The organism is Halorubrum sp. CBA1125, assembly GCF_009742825.1.
GTDB lineage: Archaea > Halobacteriota > Halobacteria > Halobacteriales > Haloferacaceae > Halorubrum.
On the sequence record NZ_WPCE01000042.1, the window covers coordinates 1 to 18,467 of the forward strand.

Below are 18,467 nucleotides of genomic sequence, written 5' to 3' on the forward strand. Positions count from 1 at the left end.
TCGTTCTCTCACCTGTACTGTGGAAAATCACAGTTGGGTGATATTTATTTCACTACATCTATGTACGTTGCCGAGGGAATAGACCATCCATGCCCTCCAAAATCAGAGACGTTGTCTTTAGTGAACCCTCTAGAAGACTCAATGCACTCGTAATGTTTGCTGGCTCGTTCGTTATGGCAAGTATCTACTTCTATTTCGATATCATACACGATGGTTCCTCAATCAGTTCGCTTCTTATGGCAGTTGGATTCGCTCTGTCTGGATTCGCTGAGTCCCTTCCGGCAGAGCGTCGACAGATAGCAGGTGGGTTGCGTGTCACTGCGATCCTCTTGTTGGTGGGTCTACTCGCTCTCACTATTTTCGCCCCTGAAGTTATTCTGGGCCCACGGTAGTGGAGTCGCGTTCAATTTACACTCTTGGCCGTGAGAGGATATCAGGGCCTGGAGTCTGCCCACTCAACAGGATCGGAATCATCTGAATCTCAGCGAAAGAAGACACTCTTTCGTGGCGAAATCCGGGATATGATCAGAACAGTCTCTCTGGATCCTAGTTCACGGAAGATGGACGTAGGTAGGGATAGGTTAATATGTACAGAAATAAACAAGTGGTGATGTGAAGGGAACGGTCCTCCGACTTGGGGTCGCGTTAATTTGTCTAATGGGGATCGTTCTTGGTGGGTCACTTGCTCCGGTAATCGGGATCGAGACGTCGGTTTCGGATCTCGGTGTGGAAGAAAGTGACGGGCCGGCCAACGAGGAACTGCTTGTCGATAGCGATTCAAGCGGGAACTCGGGCGGGAGCAGCGTATCTGGGAGTAACAACCTGGGAGCCGGATCTGGCGGTAACGGTGAGAGTAGTGAGGGGAACGGCAGTGAAGTCAGTGGCGAGTCGGGAGCCAGAGCTGGTGGCAACGGTGAGAGCGGCGAGCGTGGAGAATCTGGAGAAGAGACGGCAAGTGGGCAAGACAGTGGATCCTCCGGAGGCACTACTGAACTCGCTGAGGATGGCTCGCCAGCGGAGTCGGGTGTCGAGAACTACGGCGGCGTCTCTGGAGGCGGTTATCCAGAGCAAAACACGGTGGGCGGACCGCTGTCACTCTCGGATCACGAAGAACTACGCATTGAGAGTCCAGAGCCGTCGCGCTGGCGGCTCGGTGCGTATGCAACGTACACCGGCACCGGCTGGGATCGACAGCCAGGAGAACAGAGACCGCTTGATGGCCCGCTCCACGTTACCGAAGGGAACCCAGAGCCGTCGCATGAGATCCGTGTGACTGTAAATCGATCCTTTGACGCGTTGGCGACAGCGTGGCGTCCATTGTCGGCCGAGGCGCCGAATACTCAAGTCTTCGTTACTGAAGAACGCGGGCTGACTGTCTCAGACCCCATCGAGGCCGGCGATACATACACCACAAGCACGTACGGCCCACCATCACACGAGGCGGCTGCGTCGACCACTGGGAGTGGAACGATTCCGCCCGATATCCACACCCGATACACTCAACTCCCGGAGGAGACGCCAGAACGGCTTGGTGACCGGACAGCAGGCATCACGTCTGACGCGGAGACGCCCTATGAGACTGCCGCAGCGGTCCAAATGTGGCTGATGGAGAATAAGGAGTACTCGTTGGATGCGACCCATGATCGCGAGGCAGATGTCGCGACCGCATTCGTCTTCGACATGGAGGCCGGATACTGTCAGTACTTCGCGACAACAATGGTCGCGATGCTCCGGACACAAGACATCCCTGCACGCTATGTGACTGGCTACACGGCCGGTGAAGAAGTCGATGACGGCGAGTACGTTGTTCGCGGCCAAAATGCTCATGCGTGGGTTGAGGTGTACATCGACGATGTCGGCTGGGTACCCTTTGATCCGACACCGCCTAGTGGGCGCTCGGAAGCGGGCCGTGATAATGCCGACTCTGGATATGCAGGTCCAACGCCTGACTCCTTGCAATCCGGACCCGGGTCCGGATCGAGTGACACTGGGCAGTCAAACACTGGCGGAAACAAGGAGACGAACGGGCAGGACGAATCCGGTGACCAAGCAAACGACTCAGACGAAGAGGATTCACAAACCGACTCAGAACAGGAGGGTACTGAGAACGAATCTGAAGAGGATTCACAAACCGAACCGGAGGAAGATACCCAAACCGAGGAAGACAACACCGACACCGAGACAGATCAAGAAGGTAGCCAAAACGAAACAGACGACGAAGAAGAACTGGAACCGCTCGAGATAGAACCTGCTAACGACCCTGTCCCGGGGAGTGATCTGACGGTAACAGTGACACGGAGCGGCGACCCTGTCTCCGGCGTCGAGGTGTTATTCAACGGAGAGTCGGTCGGTGAGACGGACGGCGACGGGAACGTGACCGGCGAGGTGCCGTATGTCGCGTCACTCGAGATTGTTGCCCGTGATGACAATCCGGAGGGCCAGGCAGAATCACTCGCGAGCAACACGCAGCCACGAGCTTTTGAGGGGATAGCTGGGTCACCACTAGGCTCCAAAGTACGTAGCCAGCTGGTTTCGACGGCCCCAGTAGGCATCGCTGCAAGAGGCCTCGGTACTCCAGCCACCAGCGGCGATACGATCGCCCAGACCGACAGCAACGTCACAGTTAATGTCCCGGTTGACATCGATATTGAGCCCCAAACCAAACCGATCGCCGGCGAACCAGTCACACTCCGCGCGACGATCGACGGTGCGCCGGTCCGTAATGGAACCGTCCGGGTGAATGGAACCGAAGTTACACAAACCGGGGCAAACGGCGAGGCACGCGCTGAACTCCCCACTACCAACGCCGCCGAGGTGGCTGTCTCACGCGGTGAGGCGTTCGGGAACCGGACCATCTCGGTGGCCACATTCGAAATGACGACCACTGCGTCAACGATCCTTCCGTTGCCACTGACAGCGACTGAGATCACCGCTCGTGTCGACGGTGAACCAGTCGAGAATGCGACGGTCGCAGTTGCCGGTGAGTCGGCCGCGATGACCGGACCAGCGGGAACGGCAGCAGTTACACTGCCACTGGCTAACACGGCCACGATTGAGACGACCGCAGACGTGGACGGCACCAGTACGACGGCGACAACTACCGTCACCAACCTCTACCGTAACCTTGCGCTGGTGCTTGGCATTGGCGTCGTTGGCGTTGGTGTTGTGGGGAGACGCGTCTACCGGAGTGGAACATCTGTGCGGTCGGCCTCCCGCTCAGTAGTGCAGGTGGCCGTCGGGCTGGTTCGCTCGGCGGTCGCCGGGCTCGTCGGAATCGCGGCCACCTTCGACCACATGGTGTCGGCGCTTCATCGCGGCGTGTTGAGAGCCTCTGCTCTGCTCCGAGAGGGGGTTAGTGGAACGATCCAGCTCCTGCGCGCGCTCAGTAGACACGCCGCTCGAGCCGCTCGTCGCGGTGTGGCCATCGTTCGGACGCTCCCCCACCGACTCCACCCCCTGACACTCCTCGCGTCCCTTCGCCAGTTCGTGCAGTCGCTCCGGACTAGCACGCGAGGCGGTGGATCATCTGCCAGTTCGGCTCACCGTGGCCACGCGGGGAGACCAGGGGAGGAGCCAGTCGATGATGAACTGCTCACGATCCGCGAGGCTTGGGCGGAGTTCCGTGATCACGTCTCAATCCGGTCGTGGCGTACCTCGACCCCGGGAGAGATCGCCCGCTGGGCGATCCGTCGGGATGAACTCCCACCGGAGTCCGTTCGGACGCTGACCGACGCATTCCGAGACGTTGAGTACGGGAATACATCTCCAGATGAGTGTGCGCCGGCCGCCCGAGACGCACTTGAACAGATCCGCACCGATGACGATGATACGGAGGCTAATTCGTGACGGGTCGTGGAATTCAAGCAGCTAGCTCAAACAGAAACGACGATCGACACGCGCTTGGAACCGCAGACTCTCCGCCCGAGGACAGCGAGTCGGCGAGTGAATCTACCGGATCGCACAGTTCAGATGGGGGCGGTGCCTTTTCACGCGCGGTTCGTGTGGTTATTGGCGTCGCCGGGACCGCTCTCATTGGGGTCGCAGCACTGCTCCTGTTTGCGCCACAAGAGGTCGAGTCGATCGTTTCGATCACCGCGATTGCTCGGAGTCCAGCGATCGCAGACGAGATGGTTCGGGCAAGACTGTTCGCCTTACTTGGTGTGGGGTGTGCACTGTGGATCCTCTTGACAAGACCCGCATGGGCCAGTATGCAGTCGGAATCCTCATCACCAGGCGACGACCAAATTCCACGTTTCGAGACGTTACGATCGAACCCACCAGAAGAAGCAGAGACCACACCCGTGATCGGAACATCCTTCGATGATAGTGTTGACACACTCGTGGCCGCCACTGGAAGCGGCCAGACGGATTCCATCCGGACGCAATTACGCTCACTCACGGCTGACGCGCTGGTTACCGTTGACGGACTCTCTCCCGAAGAGGCGCAAACCCGCATCGACGATGGTACATGGACAGACGATACCGTTGCAGCCGCCTATCTCGCCGACCGTGAGGCGACGCTTTCACGCCGGCAGCGCCTGGTCACTTGGCTTCGACCGGCGCGGACCAAACGCCGCCGGATTGAGCGGACAACCAACGCCATCGCTATCCGGTTCGATACCGAAAGCGACCAGCTTTCCACGGGTGAACTACAATGACAGAGACCGCGCTCACGGGCCGGTTCGATGGCGCGACCCTCGCTGCAATTCTCCTCGTGACCACCGGTACCGTGTTCGGAGAGCCGGCGCTGTTCGTGGGAGCGGCTGTGCCACTCGGCTATGTACTCGTCGGGTGGATCGCCACCCCGCCTGCCATCGATGTGGATATTGACCGAGACATCGATCCGGATCCAGCGGCTCCCGGCGAGCGAGCGACGGTCACACTGCGTCTCAAAAACGTTGGAGACACAACCCTCACCGACGTTCGGATCGTTGATTGCGTTCCGACGGAGCTCCCTGTGGACGCCGGCTCCCCGCGTGCATGTCTGTCGATCCGCCCTGGCGAAACTGCGTCGGTTACGTACGATGTCGTCCCGAGCCAAGGAGCGTACGAATTTGCGTCGCCGGTTGTGCGGGCCCGGCCGCTCTCTTCGGCCGCCGTCACCACTACGCGATCCAGCGTCACCGGTAAGTCAACGCTGATTTGCCGGCGTGATGCTGGCGATGTGCCCCAGCTGCGGGGCTCGCTCCGGCGTGTCGGAACCCAACCCGTCGATCGCGGCGGTGAGGGGATCGAATTCCATTCGACCCGAGAGTATCGACCGGGCGATGACATCAGGCGCGTTGACTGGCGCGGGTTTGCGAAGACGGGCAACCTCGCCACAATCCAATTTACCGAGACGAGCGCAACAGAGACTGTTGTTATCGTCGATCGACTTGAGACCGGTCAGGTCGCCCGTGGAGCGGGCTACCCAACGGCGAGTGAGCTGACAGTCTACGCTGCAGACCGTGTTGTGACACGGTTGTTCGCAGATGGCAACGAAGTTGGGCTTCGGACGGACAGCGTTAAAGCCGCCGAGATCGCAGTTCCAGTGCCAACGAATGGGGATGGCCACCCGTGGATCTCACCCGGTGCAGACGAGGCAACGCGGCGCCAGATTGAGGCGACGTTTGACAGTCTCGTTGAGGCCACACAAGATGGCGACGAGAACGGCCCGACCCACTCACGTGAACTTCACGAGCGACTCCCTTCGAACGCTGATGTGGTGCTCGTGACACCGGCGCTCGACGAATCGACGGGTGAGCTGGTCGAAACGCTGTGTGCGACCGATCGCCATGTCGCCGTTGTACGCCCGATATCACCGATCGTGACACGATCGGAAAGACCGTCGCGCGGATTGAGCGTCGCCTCACCCTCGCGCGGGTGCGAAGTGCGGGTGCCACAGTGTGTGACTGGGACACCCGATTCCCGCTGGCAACTGCGATGGAGGCCGCCACATGACCAGCTCGCCTGGTGGTGGTGAGATTCCACCGACAAACTGGCAGCCGACGCTACCAACCACTACGGCGGCAGCCATCGTTGCAGTTGGCAGCACGCTTGGGCTTGCAACGGTCACAGGCGACGTTCTCGTGGCGCTCCTTGGATTCATCACCGGGATCACGCTGGTAGTGACGGTCGCCACTGTCGGATCTGGAGATCATCGGCTCACTGTCGCAGCAGGTGGGCTGCTCGCAACGCTGACTGGACTTGGGTTGTTTGGTTCTGTTGCAGCAGCCGTCATTGTCCAGGTGGCGTGGCCCCCAACTCCTCCATTCGACACGCTCGCAGCTGCCCCGTTCCTGATCGTTGGGGCCGGGCTGTGCACCGGCTTCGGGGTAGTCGCCGCACTTCGGGATCTCTCACCGGCACGTGATGCGGGGTATACCGTGCTCCGGCTTCTGAGTGTCGGGTTTGTCCCGGTTGTGGCTGTCGCCGTCGATTGGTGGCAACCACTGGACTCCGCCGGGGCTGAGTTCGTCGCAGCCCGCTTCGGTCAGCTGCTTCGCCCAACGCAACCAACGTCAGCAGTTGGCGCAGTGCTGCCGAAGTTTGTCGAGTTCGTCGCGCTGTGTTTTGTCACCATGGTCGTCCTCTACGTGGCGATGGGCCGCCTCCCAGTGGTCGAACTCACACACGGATCGAACCGCCAATCTGTCACGAACGCGCGTGACACCGTTCTGAGCTGGTTACGGGTGGGTATGGGTGTCGCGCTGGTCACCGAATTCTGTGCGCTCATCATGATTAGTTCGTCGGTGATCCCACCCGAGGAGCTCCCGGCAGACGTGGTCCAAGGGCTCATCGCAGTCTCATACGCGTCGCTGCCTCGGCAACTGCTGGTCGTCGGGATCGCGGTCGGGTTGAGCAGTCTCCTCGTAATCCGATCAGTTCGGATGCTGGCTTCACGTCAGTTTCGACCCACATACCTCCCCGTCGCTCCGATCGCGATCGGTAGCCTCCTCACTGCTGTGGTCGTGATCGCTCATGAACCCGCCGCAGCAGCCGCTCTTGAGCGGAGCACAAGCGACACAGCCCAACGAGTGCTCCGTGACCTATTCGAAACGGTCGGGTCGTTCGCGTTGCTCTCAGGGGTCATCCTCTTCAGCCTTGCAACCGCGGCGGTTGCGGCACTTGCAGTGAGTCTCGTCCACGCTATCGGACTGCTGAGCCAGCATTCTGGCATACAGCTCGCCGGCAGTGGGGTATTTCTCACCGCCATCGCTGCGGGGATCTCCGGCGTACCGATCCCTATCGTTCTTGTGGGCATCGCAGCGAGTCTCTACGTGTTGGATCTTGGTGAATTCAGCATGACGCTCGGTCAAGAGATCGGACGGGCAGGCACCTCTCGTCGGGCGGAAATCGTCCACGGCGCCGGCGGTGCTGTGATCGCTGTCGGGACTGTTGGGCTCGGAGTTGGGACGCTTGCGGTGATCAGCAGACTGCCACAGCTCCCTGCTCCTCCAACTGCAGTCGCCGTCGTCGCGGCGTCAGTCGGCACAATCCTGTTGTTCCTTGCGACGCGATAGCGGTGCCGAGCACCACGGGTTGCGTTATGTGACGGCGACAGCGGGGACCTCGACGCGCTCGACAACATCGTCGACAACGGCGTGTGCCGACATATCCCGTACCGTCGCATCTGCGGTCAACACCAATCGGTGGACGAACGTCTCCGCAATGATTGCCTTGATGTCGTCGGGGGCGACGTACTCTCGTCCTTGAATGAGCGCATGAGACCGGCTCGCCTCAAACAGCCGCTGGATCCCACGTGGTGAGACACCGACCTCGACCCGCTCGTCCGCCCGGGTTGCCTCTCCGAGGGCGATGATGTAGTCGCGAATCCCCCCCTCCACGGTAACTTGTTCGGGGACGATCTGTAGTTCAGACACAATGTCACCGTCGACGACGCGTTGCGGACTGGGCGTGCGGGCGGTCCGATCAGCTCGACGGTCAAGGATGGTCTGCATCCCGTCTGTGTCGGGATAGCCAAGAGTCGCCTTCAGAATGAATCGATCACGCTGTGCTTCCGGGAGCGCGAACGTTCCCTCTTGCTCGACCGGATTCTGTGTGGCGATAACGAAGAATGGATCGGGAAGCTGGTAAGTCGTTCCGTCGGCTGATACCTGTCCTTCTGACATGGCCTCCAGCAGCGCAGCCTGTGTTTTTGGTGGCGCACGGTTGATTTCGTCTGCCAAGACGACGTTTGCAAAGATTGGTCCCTCTGCAAATTCAAACTCACCTTGCTGATCGCGGTACACGTGTGACCCCGTGATGTCACTTGGGAGGAGGTCAGGCGTGAACTGGATCCGGTTGAACGACAACCCAAGCGCTGACGCAAAACTCCGTGCCATCAGCGTCTTTCCGGTTCCAGGGACATCCTCCACGAGCACATGGCCGCGAGAAAGCACGCCAGTGAGCACTGTCTCGAGGATCTCCCGATCAACGACTACCACATCAGAGATCGTCTCGATAACGTCCTCGCAGATGTTTGTCGCCGCATCTCCATCCATACCATCATGTCGTCTGGGAGGTATTTCAATCCTACCGGTTACTCGGCACAGAACCAGCGATCCTCGTGTTGACGCCAAATTGAACAAGGCTAGCTACACCGCCCGTCAATATCCTGTAGACTATGACGCTCCCGGTTCCGCTGAGTAGGATCCTATACTGAGCGATGCGTGCTTGGTCTGTACTGAGCGAATCCTGTACAGGTGTGAGAACTTTTCTTAACACTCTGGTAATATGATCGGGAGACGAGCCCGTATCCCCGCCTTCCAGTGAGTGACGAGTGTTCGGACACCCTGACTTCGTTCCTGTTCGAGGCCGAACGCGTCTCGAAGCCAACTCGGGATCGTGATCTGTCTTTTCGTCGTCGCGGCCGTCACTTTCGGATCGTCCACGTCGCTCGCCGGCTGCCGAGACACGACGCCAGCCACCCGTTCGAGCCGAATCGGCACCATTTAAGCCGCCGTCGCCCACCCTTCGAAACGGATGAAGCTTCACGAATATCAAGCGAAGACCATCTTCGCCGACGCCGGGATCCCCGTACCGGATTCCCGGCTCGCGACGACCGTCGAGGAGGCGCTCGACGCCGTCGACGAGATAGGCTACCCGGCGGCGATCAAAGCGCAGGTCCACGTGGGCGGCCGCGGGAAGGCCGGCGGGATCAAGATCGCGACCGACCGCGAGGAGGCCGCACAGTACGCCGAGGAGATCCTCGGGATGGACCTGAAAGGGTACACCGTCGACCAGGTCCTCGTCGAGGCCGGCGTCGACTTCGTCGACGAGCTGTACGTCGGCGTCACCATGGACCGCGGCGAGGGGCAGCCCGTGCTGATGGTCTCGACCGAGGGCGGCGTGAACATCGAGGAGGTCGCCGCCGAGAACCCCGACGCGATCGCGCGCGAACACGTCGACCCCTCGTTCGGGCTCCACCCGTACCAGGCCCGCAAGGTCGTCTACGAGGCCGGCGTCGACGCCGACGTGGCGCTCGACGTCGCGTCGATCCTCTCGACGCTGTACGACCTCTACGAGGAGAACGACGCCTCGGAGATCGAGGTCAACCCCGTGATGATCACGAGCGACCGCGACGTCGTCGCCGCGGACGCCGTGATGAACATCGACGAGGACGCGCTGTTCCGCCAGCCTGACCTCGCCGAGCTGGCCGAGGAGTCCTACGAGGACGACTTAGAGCGGAAGGCCGGCGAGTACGGCTTCGACTACGTCCGCCTCTCCGGGAACGTCGGGATCATCGGCAACGGCGCCGGGCTCGTGATGACGACGCTCGACCTGGTCGACTACTACGGCGGCGCGCCCGCGAACTTCCTCGACATCGGCGGCGGCGCGAAGGCCGAGCGCGTCACGCAGGCGCTCGACATGGTCTTTTCCGACCCCAACGTCGACAGCGTCGTGTTCAACATCTTCGGCGGGATCACCCGGGGCGACGAGGTGGCCAAGGGGATCAACGAGGCGCTCGCGGAGTTCGACGAGATCCCGAAGCCGGTGGTCGTCCGGCTCGCGGGGACCAACGCCGCGGAGGGGATGGAGATCTTGAACACCGACCTGATCGAGGTCGAGGAGACGCTGGAGGACGCGGTCCAGCGCGCGGTGAAGAACGCGGAGGAGGTGGCCCAATGAGCATTTTCGTCGACGACGACACGCGCGTCGTGGTACAGGGAATCACCGGCGGGGAGGGGAAGTTCCACGCCGGCCAGATGATCGAGTACGGCACCAACGTCGTCGCCGGCGCGGTGCCCGGCAAGGGCGGCCAGGAGGTCTCCGGCGTCCCCGTCTACGACACCGTCGACGAGGCCGTCGAGGCCGAGAACGCGGACGCGTCAGTGGTCTTCGTTCCCCCGGCGTTCGCGGGCGACGCCATCTTCGAGGCGCTCGACACGGACCTCGACCTCGCGGTCGCGATCACCGAGGGCATCCCGACCCAGGACATGGCGAAGGTGAAAAAGCGGCTCTCCGAGGTCGACACGCGCCTGATCGGGCCGAACTGTCCGGGGATCATCACCCCCGGCGAGTCGAAGCTCGGCATCCTGCCCGGCAACATCTTCGCGGACGGGAACGTCGGGCTCGTCTCCCGCTCGGGGACGCTCACCTACCAGGTCGTCGACAACCTCACCGAGCGCGGGCTCGGCCAGTCGACCGCCATCGGCATCGGCGGCGACCCCATCATCGGCACCTCGTTCATCGACGCCTTAGAGGCGTTCGAGAGCGACGATGACACCGACGCGGTCGTGATGTGCGGCGAGATCGGCGGCGAGGACGAAGAGCAGGCCGCGAAGTTCATCGGCGAGTACATGGACACGCCCGTCGCCGGCTTCATCGCGGGCCGGACCGCCCCGCCGGGCAAGCGAATGGGTCACGCCGGCGCCATCGTCTCCGGCTCCGGCACCGGCACGGCCCAGTCGAAGATCGACGCGCTCAACGACGCGGGCGTCCCGGTCGGCGACACCCCCGAGGAGGTCGCCGACCACGTCGAGGACTTCCTGTAGCTCTCGCGATTCGTCCCGCCGACGTTCGCGTTCGTCCCTTCGTTGTCCGTCGATTTCGTCCGTCTCTGATTCGTATTATGATAGTGAAACGAAAGGTAAAACTACCCGTAGGATGACGTATACACATGGTTCTCGGCTCCGGAGCGGCCGGCGACACGTCGGCGCGGGAAGTTGCGCGTCGATCGGACCCGGCCGACGAAGGGGTTCGGCGGATCCTGTTCGTCGACGGCGAGTCCGGAGTTGTCGGTCGCGCCTCGGCCCGCGTCGAGCGGCTGGTCGACCGCGCCGAGGCGATCACGGTGACCGATCCCGACGACGCGCTCGACGCGGTCGGGGAGGGACGCGTCGACTGCGTGGTCAGCGGCTACAATCTGTCCGGGGTCGACGGGGTCGAACTGCTCGCCGCGGTCCGGGAGGTCGCCCCCGACCTGCCGTTCGTGCTCTTCACCGACGCGGGCAGCGAGGCGGTCGCGAGCGACGCGATCGGCGCCGGCGTCACCGACTACGTCCGGGCCGAGGACGGACACGAGACGCTGGCCGAGCGCGTGCGTGACGCGCTCGCCCGCCGCCCGACGCGGAGACCGGACCGGTTCGGATCGCCGGGCGAGGGAGCGGACACGTCACGGGCTGCCGTCAGGGAGTTCGCGACCGAGGTGTCGGCGCTGTTCGAGGCGCTTCCTCTCCCGATCGTCAGGGCGGTCGTGGCCGACGACGGCGCGGTGCGGCTTGCCGACACGAACGACGCGTTCGAGGCGACGTTCGGCTACGCGGCCGACGAACACGAGTTCCCGGAGTTCTTGGACGGGATCGTCCCGGACGACGCCGACGGGATCGACCTCGAGGCGGTCGCGGCCGGCGGCGAGGCGGTCCGGACGGAGGTCCGTCGCCTGACGCCGGAGGGCGTCTGCGATTTCCTCTTGCACCTGATACCGATCGACCGGCCGGACGCGACGTCGGTGTACGGCGTCTACGCGGACATCGACGAACAGAAGCGCGTCGAGCGGACGCTCAGGCGGCTCCACGAGGCGACCCGCGAGATGTTCCGCGGGAGCGACCGCGAGGAGATCGCCGAGATCGCCGCGCGCGCGGCTATCGACATCCTGGAATTTCCGAGCAGCGGGGTCCGGCTGTACGACGAGGAAGAAGGGGCCCTGCTGCCGACCGCGATCAGCGAGGAGGCGACCGAGGCGCTGGGCGAGCGGCCGTCCCTCGGGCCGGGAGACGGCCGGATCTGGGAGGCGTTCGACCGCGGGGAGCCGGTCCGGGTCGACGACCTCGACTCGGTCGAGACGGCGATCGGCTACGGCGACCACCGGAGCCTCCTCGCGGTTCCGCTCGGCGACCACGGCGTGATGCCGCTCGGCTCGCGCGAGCCGGGTTTCTTCGACGAGACCGAGGTGCAGCTGGCGCGCGTGCTCGCCGCGAACGTCACCGTCGCGCTCGACCACGCCGAGCGGACCGCCCAGCTCCGCGAGCGCGACGCGGCGCTCCAGCGCGAGATCGACCGGCTGGAGAAGTTCGCGGGGCTGGTGTCACACGACCTCCGCAACCCGCTGTCGGTCGCCGCGGGGCGGCTCGACCTCGCTCGTGAGCGGGTGGACGACGAGTCGCTCCTCGCGGACCTCGACCGCGTGAAAGACGCCCACGACCGGATGATGCAGCTCATCGACGACCTTCTCGCGCTTGCGCGGCAGGGACAGACCGTCGACGAGCCCGAACGGGTCTCGCTCGGGACGGCCGCCCGGCAGGCGTGGCGCACCGTCGACACGGCGGACGCGTCGCTCGATCTCGCCGACTCCGACGCGGTCGTCCGGGCCGACCCCGAACGGCTCCGAACCCTACTGGAGAACCTCTTCACGAACAGCGTGGAACACGGGATTCCGAACGGGTCGGACGGAACGAGCGACCGGGACGAGATCGGTGCGGCAGACGGGGCGGGCGCGATGGACGAGCCGAGCGAGACGGACGAATCGAGCGAGACGGACGAGGCGGCGGACGGTGTGCGGACCGACCCGTCGCTCACCGTCACCGTCGGCACGCTCGCGGACGGTTTCTACGTCGCGGACGACGGGACTGGATTCGACATCGACTCCGACGCGGCCCTCGAGTACGGCACGTCGAGCGTCGACGACGGGACGGGGTTCGGGCTGGCGATCGTCCGCGAGATCGCTGCCGCACACGGGTGGACGCTCTCGGTCGAGGACGCCGACGGCGCGCGGTTCGAGTTCCGCGTCGACGAGTGAGCCCCCGCGATCGGCGTCGCCGCTTGGCGCCGGCACCGAGCGATCATCGTACATAAATCGGTCGTTGCAGTGTGGACCCCGCACACACCCGAGCCACGGTTATGCCCGACTCGGCCGTGTTGTTCGAATATGGACGACGGTACCCGCGAGCGGCTCGACTCGCTTCCGCCGAGCGCCAAACTGGTCTACTACGTCCTCGAACAGGAGGGTCGGTTCGACCAGACCGGGCTCGCCGAGGAGACCCGTCTCTCGACCCGGACCGTCCGGTTCGCGGTGGAGAAACTCACCGAAGTCGGGCTCGTCGAGGAGGGGCTGTGCCTGCGAGACGCCCGGCGGTCGGTGTACCGGATCGTCCCGCCGTCGGAGCGCCCGACACCGGTCGACCCCGACGCTGCCGCGGAGTCGGAGGGCACCGCCGACTCCGACACGTCTGTCGCCGACCCCGACGCGCCAGCCGCCGCGGTCGCTGAGGACTGACGGCACAGGTCTCACGGCGGCTCGCCAGCTTGTCACGCTCTCTACGGCTCTTGGCCGTTCGCCGGCGCTCTCGGTTCGTCGCGGGCTCCGAGATCCGTCGCGTTTTTTGCCCCCGCGGGCGGTAGTGCGCCCAGTCGATGGCGACGTACCACATCGAAACCTACGGCTGCAGTTCGAACCGGGGTGAGAGCCGCGAGATAGAGCGGGCGCTGCGCGACGGCGGCCACCGTCCCGCAGACGGCCCCGAAGACGCGGACGTCGCCATCCTCAACACCTGCACGGTCGTCGAGAAGACGGAGCGGAACATGCTCCGGCGCGCCGAGGAACTGGCCGAGGAGACGGCCGACCTCGTCGTCACCGGCTGCATGGCGCTCGCGCAGGGCGACCTGTTCGAGGAGGCCGGGATCGACGCCGAGATCCTCCACTGGGACGAGGTCCCTTCGTACGCGCTCAACGGCGAGTGTCCCACCGTCACGCCCGACGCCGAACCCGTCCTCGACGGGGTCGTCGGCATCCTCCCCATCGCCCGCGGCTGCATGAGCAACTGCTCGTACTGTATCACCAAGTTCGCGACCGGCCGGGTCGACTCGCCGCCCGTCGAAGAGAACGTCGAGAAGGCCCGCGCGCTGGTCCACGCCGGCGCGAAGGAGATCCGCGTGACCGGCCAGGACACCGGCGTCTACGGCTGGGACGAGGGCGAGCGGAAGCTCCCGGAGCTGCTCGACCGGATTTGCGACATCGACGGCGAGTTCCGCGTCCGGCTCGGGATGGCGAACCCCGGCGGCATCCACGGGATCCACGAGGAGCTGGCGGACGTGTTCGCGCGCAACGAGGAGCTGTACGACTTCGTCCACGCGCCCGTACAGTCGGGCTCGGACGACGTGCTCGCGGACATGCGCCGGCAACACCGCATCGAGAAGTTCCGCGAGGTCGTCGACGCGTTCGACGACCGGCTCGACCACTGGACGCTCTCGACCGACTTCATCGTCGGGTTCCCGACCGAGACCGAGGCCGACCACGAGCGGTCGATGGACCTCCTCCGGGAGGTCCGCCCGGAGAAGATCAACGTCACCCGCTTCTCCAAGCGGCCCGGCACCGACGCCGCCGACATGAAGGGGCTCGGCGGCACGGTGAAAAAGGAGCGCTCGAAGGCGATGTCGGCGCTGAAGATGGACGTCGTCGGCGAGGCGTACGCGTCGATGGTCGGCGAGACCTTCGAAGTGCTCGTCGTCGAGGAGGGGACCGGCGACTCGGTGAAGTGCCGCGACGCCGCCTACCGGCAGATCATCGTGCAGAACGCCCCCGACCGCGGCGTCGCGGTGGGCGACTTCCTGACCGTAGAGGTGACCGGTCACAACACGGTCTACGCGTTCGGCGACCCGGTGGCGGATGACGAGCTCGTGGCGGACGGCGAACCCGTGACGGACGGCGAAACGATCGACGGAGAGACGACCGAGAGCGAGTCCGCCGAGTGTGACGACCAGGCGAAGTCGACCGTCTCGTCCGCCACGTGACGGCTCCCTCGCAGTGACCAGGCGCGGAGAACCAAGCCGCACCGGCGAGCGCGGATCAGGGGAGCCCACGAAAGACACCCGACTCCGTGTCGTCCTGTTCTCGCGAGTTGCGCTGGGTCGGGAGCCGAATCCGAACGACCGTTCCCTGCGGGTCGTTGTCCGCGAACTCGACGGTTCCACCAGACCGCGTTACGATCCAGTGTATCATCCACAGTCCGAGTCCCTCGGTGTGTTCGAGCGGTGTCTCCTCTGCGTTTTGCAGTGTCTCTCGTTCGCTCGGCGGAATTCCACGGCCCGTATCTGTTATCACGACACTCGTCGTGTCGTCGTCCTGCTGTTGCACGCGAACGGTTATCTCCACGCCAGCGGGGTTGTGTTCGACCGCGTTCTGCAGGGCCTCCTCGAAAGCGAGCGGGAGCGCCGGATGGGCTCGCACGAAGCAACGATCGGGCAACTCCGTGCGGATCGAGACCTCCGGCGCCTCCGTCGTCAGTCGTCCCACCTGGTCTTCGATGACGGACACGAGATCGAACTCCTGGCGGGTGTCTGTCTTCCAGATCGACACCATGCGACGAGTTCGGTTGCTCGTCTCGACGAGGTCCGTTAGGTGATCTCTGACGATCTGTACCCGCTCCGCGAGTTCCGCTTTATTTTCCGTCTCGTCTTCGATCCCGTCGAGGTAGCCGAGCGCCACGGAAAGCTCGTTTCGGATGTTGTGACGCAGTACGCGGTCGTTAATCGAGAGCAGCGTGGTGAGCTCCTGTGCCTCGGTGAGCTGTTCGTCCGCCTTCACCGCGTACAGGCCGGCTCGTGAACCGACTGCCGTCCCGAGGCTGGCGGCAAACGAGATCAGAAACGAGAACTCGAACGCGTGGTGTTCGAGCAGCCAGACGAGCCAGACGGCGAAGGCGAGCGCGGTGAAAGAGAGGGCTGTGCCGACGCAGATCTTTATCGCGCGCCACTCTCCTGACGGGGAGATATCCCACCGAGGAAGCTCGTAAGCGGTGTAAAATACGGTACCGGTGAGACCGAAAATCAGGACGAATTCGAGCAGTGTGCTTATTCCCTTGCCCTCGAACGCCAAGTGTTGAGCGGCGAGACCCGCACAGATGATCCCCAAAGCGGCGAACGCAAATCGAGGGGAGACACTGGAAGCCACTGACCGTCGTAGATCACCGGGACGGATAGATGTTTTCGGAGATTTCCCTGGTTGGACATCGCTACTCCGCGTGGGCTCGGACATCGATACTCCGCGTCGGTCGACTCCACCGCAGCGGCGAACCGCTCTAGGCCGTTCCGTCGCTTTTCTTCATCCGGGATATGCCAGGTGGTTCTCCTCGGTGAACGCCGCTTCCACTACCCACGATCCGAGCGCAGCTCCCGGATCGCGGTCGGACAGCGGGTCCGGATCGCGGTCGGTCAGCGATCCCGGGTCGTCGCCCTCTTGCGACGAACAAGCGAGGTCCGGCGTCACTTTGCGAGGGTTTATTTCTGCGAGCGCGCCACGGAGATCCGTGGACCCCGACCGGATCCCCGAGGAGTTCCCCGCGCCGAGCTTCCGCGGCGCCCAGGAGCGGGCGCTCGCGGACATCTGCGACGCGTTCGCCGCCGGCAACGACGTCGTCCTCGTCCGCGCGCCGACCGGCAGCGGGAAGTCCCTGCTCGCGCGGGCGGTGATGGGGGCCGCCAGCACGGTCGAGGAGACGGCCCCGAGCGAGGCGACCGGCGCCTACTACACGACGCCGCAGGTGTCGCAGATCGACGAGGCCGAGGCGGACGACCTCCTCGACGACCTCGCCGTGATCCGCGGGAAGTCGAACTACGACTGCATCCTCCCCGGCGAGCACGACACGCCGGTCGACCGCGCTCCCTGCGTCCGCCAGCGGGGGTTCGACTGCTCCGTGAAGCACCGCTGCCCGTACTTCTCGGACCGCGCCATCGCCTCCGGGAACCGCCACGCGGCCATGACGCTCGCGTACTTCATGCGGACCGCGGGCTCCGAGGTGTTCCGCAAGCGCGACGTGGTCGTGATCGACGAGGCGCACGGGCTCGCGGACTGGGCCGAGATGTACGCGACGATCGAACTCTCACCGGCGCGCGTCCCAGTCTGGGACGAGGTCGGCGTTCCCGACGTCGAGGCGGACGCGCGCGCCGACGAGGACGCGCTCGACCGCACGGCCCGGTTCGCGGCGACGCTCCGTGACGCCGCAAAGCGCGCGAAAGACGAGCTGACGGGGCGGCCGGAGCTCGAACCGGAGGAGGTCGCCCGCCACGACCGGCTCCAGGAGCTGTGCTCGGAGCTGGGCTGGTTCCTCGAGGACTACCGGGACCCCACGTCGCCGACGACGTGGGTCGTCGACCAGTCCGGCGGCGCGGGGTCGCCGATAGCGATCAAGCCGCTGGACCCGGCCCGGTACCTCAGACACACGGTGTGGGACCGCGGGAACCGGTTCGCGCTGCTGTCGGCGACGATCCTCTCGAAGGCGGCGTTCTGTCGGGGCGTCGGGCTCGACCCGTCGAACGTCGCGCTCGTCGACGTCGAGCACACCTTCCCGCTCGCCAACCGTCCCCTGTACGACGTGACGCAGGGGCCGATGACCTACGATCACCGGGACGAGACGGTTCCGAAGATCGCCCGACTGGTCGTCCGGCTGATGGCCGAACACCCCGACGAGAAGGGACTGATCCACGCGCACTCCTACGACATCGCGGAGCGACTCGTCGAGTCGCTCGCCGACTTCGGCGTCGCGGCGCGCGTCCGGCGGCACGGCCGCGAGGACCGCGACGTGGAGCTTTCGGCGTGGCTGGCGAGCGACGAGCCGGAGGTGTTCGTCTCCGTGAAGATGGAGGAGGCGCTGGACCTCCACGGCGACCGCTGCCGCTGGCAGGTGGTGTGTAAGGCGCCGTACCGCAACACGAGCGACCCGCGGGTCGCCCGCCGGCTCGCGGACGACCAGTGGGGCTGGTACCACCGGACGGCGCTGCGGACCGTCATCCAGGCGTGCGGCCGGGTGGTCCGCGCGCCGGACGACTCCGGCGCGACGTACCTCGCTGACGACTCGCTGCTCGACCTGTTCGACCGCGCGGCCGCCGACACGCCGCCGTGGTTCCGCGACCAGATCGAGGCGATGACGACGCCCTCGCTGCCGCCGTTCGATCCCGCGGCCGCGCTCGCCGGCCTCGACGCCGAGCCCGCGGGCGCCTCCAGCGCCGGCGCGGCTCGCGGCCCGGACCCCTCTGGAGCGCCCGCGACCCCC

At 64.5% G+C, this 18,467-nt stretch carries 13 protein-coding genes; 10 read left to right on the forward strand and 3 right to left on the reverse strand.

Annotated features, from left to right (window positions below):
• Positions 1 to 612 precede the first annotated feature (612 nt).
• The 4 genes from GJ633_RS06065 to GJ633_RS06080 all read left to right on the forward strand — a co-directional run bounded on the left by GJ633_RS06065 (position 613) and on the right by GJ633_RS06080 (position 7,502).
• Positions 613 to 3,846, forward strand: coding sequence for a DUF3488 and DUF4129 domain-containing transglutaminase family protein (locus tag GJ633_RS06065; RefSeq protein ID WP_156588036.1), 3,234 nt, complete (start codon positions 613 to 615; stop codon positions 3,844 to 3,846).
• Between the two features lie 155 nt (positions 3,847 to 4,001).
• Positions 4,002 to 4,658 carry a hypothetical protein gene (locus GJ633_RS06070; protein WP_156588038.1) on the forward strand — a complete coding sequence of 219 codons (657 nt, stop codon included), beginning with the start codon at positions 4,002 to 4,004 and terminating at the stop codon, positions 4,656 to 4,658.
• On the forward strand, positions 4,655 to 5,962 hold the full coding sequence (locus tag GJ633_RS06075) for a DUF58 domain-containing protein (protein ID WP_156588040.1): 1,308 nt from the start codon (positions 4,655 to 4,657) through the stop codon (positions 5,960 to 5,962). The genes GJ633_RS06070 and GJ633_RS06075 overlap by 4 nt, the downstream gene beginning before the upstream one ends.
• Entirely contained in the window at positions 5,937 to 7,502 is a 1,566-nt protein-coding gene (locus GJ633_RS06080) for a hypothetical protein (RefSeq protein WP_156588042.1), read from the forward strand. The genes GJ633_RS06075 and GJ633_RS06080 overlap by 26 nt, the downstream gene beginning before the upstream one ends.
• A gap of 24 nt (positions 7,503 to 7,526) precedes the next feature.
• On the opposite strand, the gene GJ633_RS06085 is transcribed toward GJ633_RS06080, so the two are convergent.
• A complete protein-coding gene (locus GJ633_RS06085) occupies positions 7,527 to 8,483 on the reverse strand; it encodes a MoxR family ATPase (RefSeq protein WP_156588043.1) in 957 nt (318 codons plus the stop codon).
• A 481-nt stretch (positions 8,484 to 8,964) separates the two neighbouring features.
• Here GJ633_RS06085 and sucC point away from each other — a divergent pair, with 481 nt between their 5' ends.
• The 5 genes from sucC to GJ633_RS06110 all read left to right on the forward strand — a co-directional run bounded on the left by sucC (position 8,965) and on the right by GJ633_RS06110 (position 15,210).
• Positions 8,965 to 10,110 (forward strand): ADP-forming succinate--CoA ligase subunit beta, encoded by a 1,146-nt coding sequence (gene sucC / locus GJ633_RS06090; protein ID WP_156588045.1) that lies wholly within the window; start codon positions 8,965 to 8,967, stop codon positions 10,108 to 10,110.
• Positions 10,107 to 10,976, forward strand: a complete 870-nt coding sequence (sucD, locus tag GJ633_RS06095) for a succinate--CoA ligase subunit alpha (protein WP_156588047.1) — start codon at positions 10,107 to 10,109, stop codon at positions 10,974 to 10,976. The genes sucC and sucD overlap by 4 nt, the downstream gene beginning before the upstream one ends.
• Before the next feature lie 125 nt (positions 10,977 to 11,101).
• On the forward strand, positions 11,102 to 13,219 hold the full coding sequence (locus GJ633_RS06100; RefSeq protein ID WP_156588049.1) for a GAF domain-containing protein: 2,118 nt from the start codon (positions 11,102 to 11,104) through the stop codon (positions 13,217 to 13,219).
• A 129-nt stretch (positions 13,220 to 13,348) separates the two neighbouring features.
• Complete coding sequence (locus GJ633_RS06105) at positions 13,349 to 13,696, forward strand: ArsR family transcriptional regulator (protein ID WP_156588051.1); 348 nt, start codon at positions 13,349 to 13,351, stop codon at positions 13,694 to 13,696.
• A 137-nt stretch (positions 13,697 to 13,833) separates the two neighbouring features.
• The gene (locus GJ633_RS06110) at positions 13,834 to 15,210 is read left to right on the forward strand and encodes a tRNA (N(6)-L-threonylcarbamoyladenosine(37)-C(2))-methylthiotransferase (RefSeq protein ID WP_156588053.1); all 1,377 of its coding nucleotides are present in this window, start codon (positions 13,834 to 13,836) and stop codon (positions 15,208 to 15,210) included.
• A 55-nt stretch (positions 15,211 to 15,265) separates the two neighbouring features.
• Here the strand turns inward: GJ633_RS06110 and GJ633_RS06115 are convergent, their stop codons facing one another.
• Together GJ633_RS06115 and GJ633_RS06120 are read right to left on the reverse strand one after the other, a co-directional pair.
• Complete coding sequence (locus GJ633_RS06115) at positions 15,266 to 16,369, reverse strand: HAMP domain-containing sensor histidine kinase (protein WP_321168931.1); 1,104 nt, start codon at positions 16,367 to 16,369, stop codon at positions 15,266 to 15,268.
• 150 nt (positions 16,370 to 16,519) lie between these two features.
• Positions 16,520 to 16,684, reverse strand: a complete 165-nt coding sequence (locus GJ633_RS06120; RefSeq protein ID WP_156588056.1) for a hypothetical protein — start codon at positions 16,682 to 16,684, stop codon at positions 16,520 to 16,522.
• A 40-nt stretch (positions 16,685 to 16,724) separates the two neighbouring features.
• Here GJ633_RS06120 and GJ633_RS06125 point away from each other — a divergent pair.
• On the forward strand, positions 16,725 to 18,467 hold a 1,743-nt coding region (locus GJ633_RS06125; protein WP_321168932.1), incomplete at its 3' end, for an ATP-dependent DNA helicase.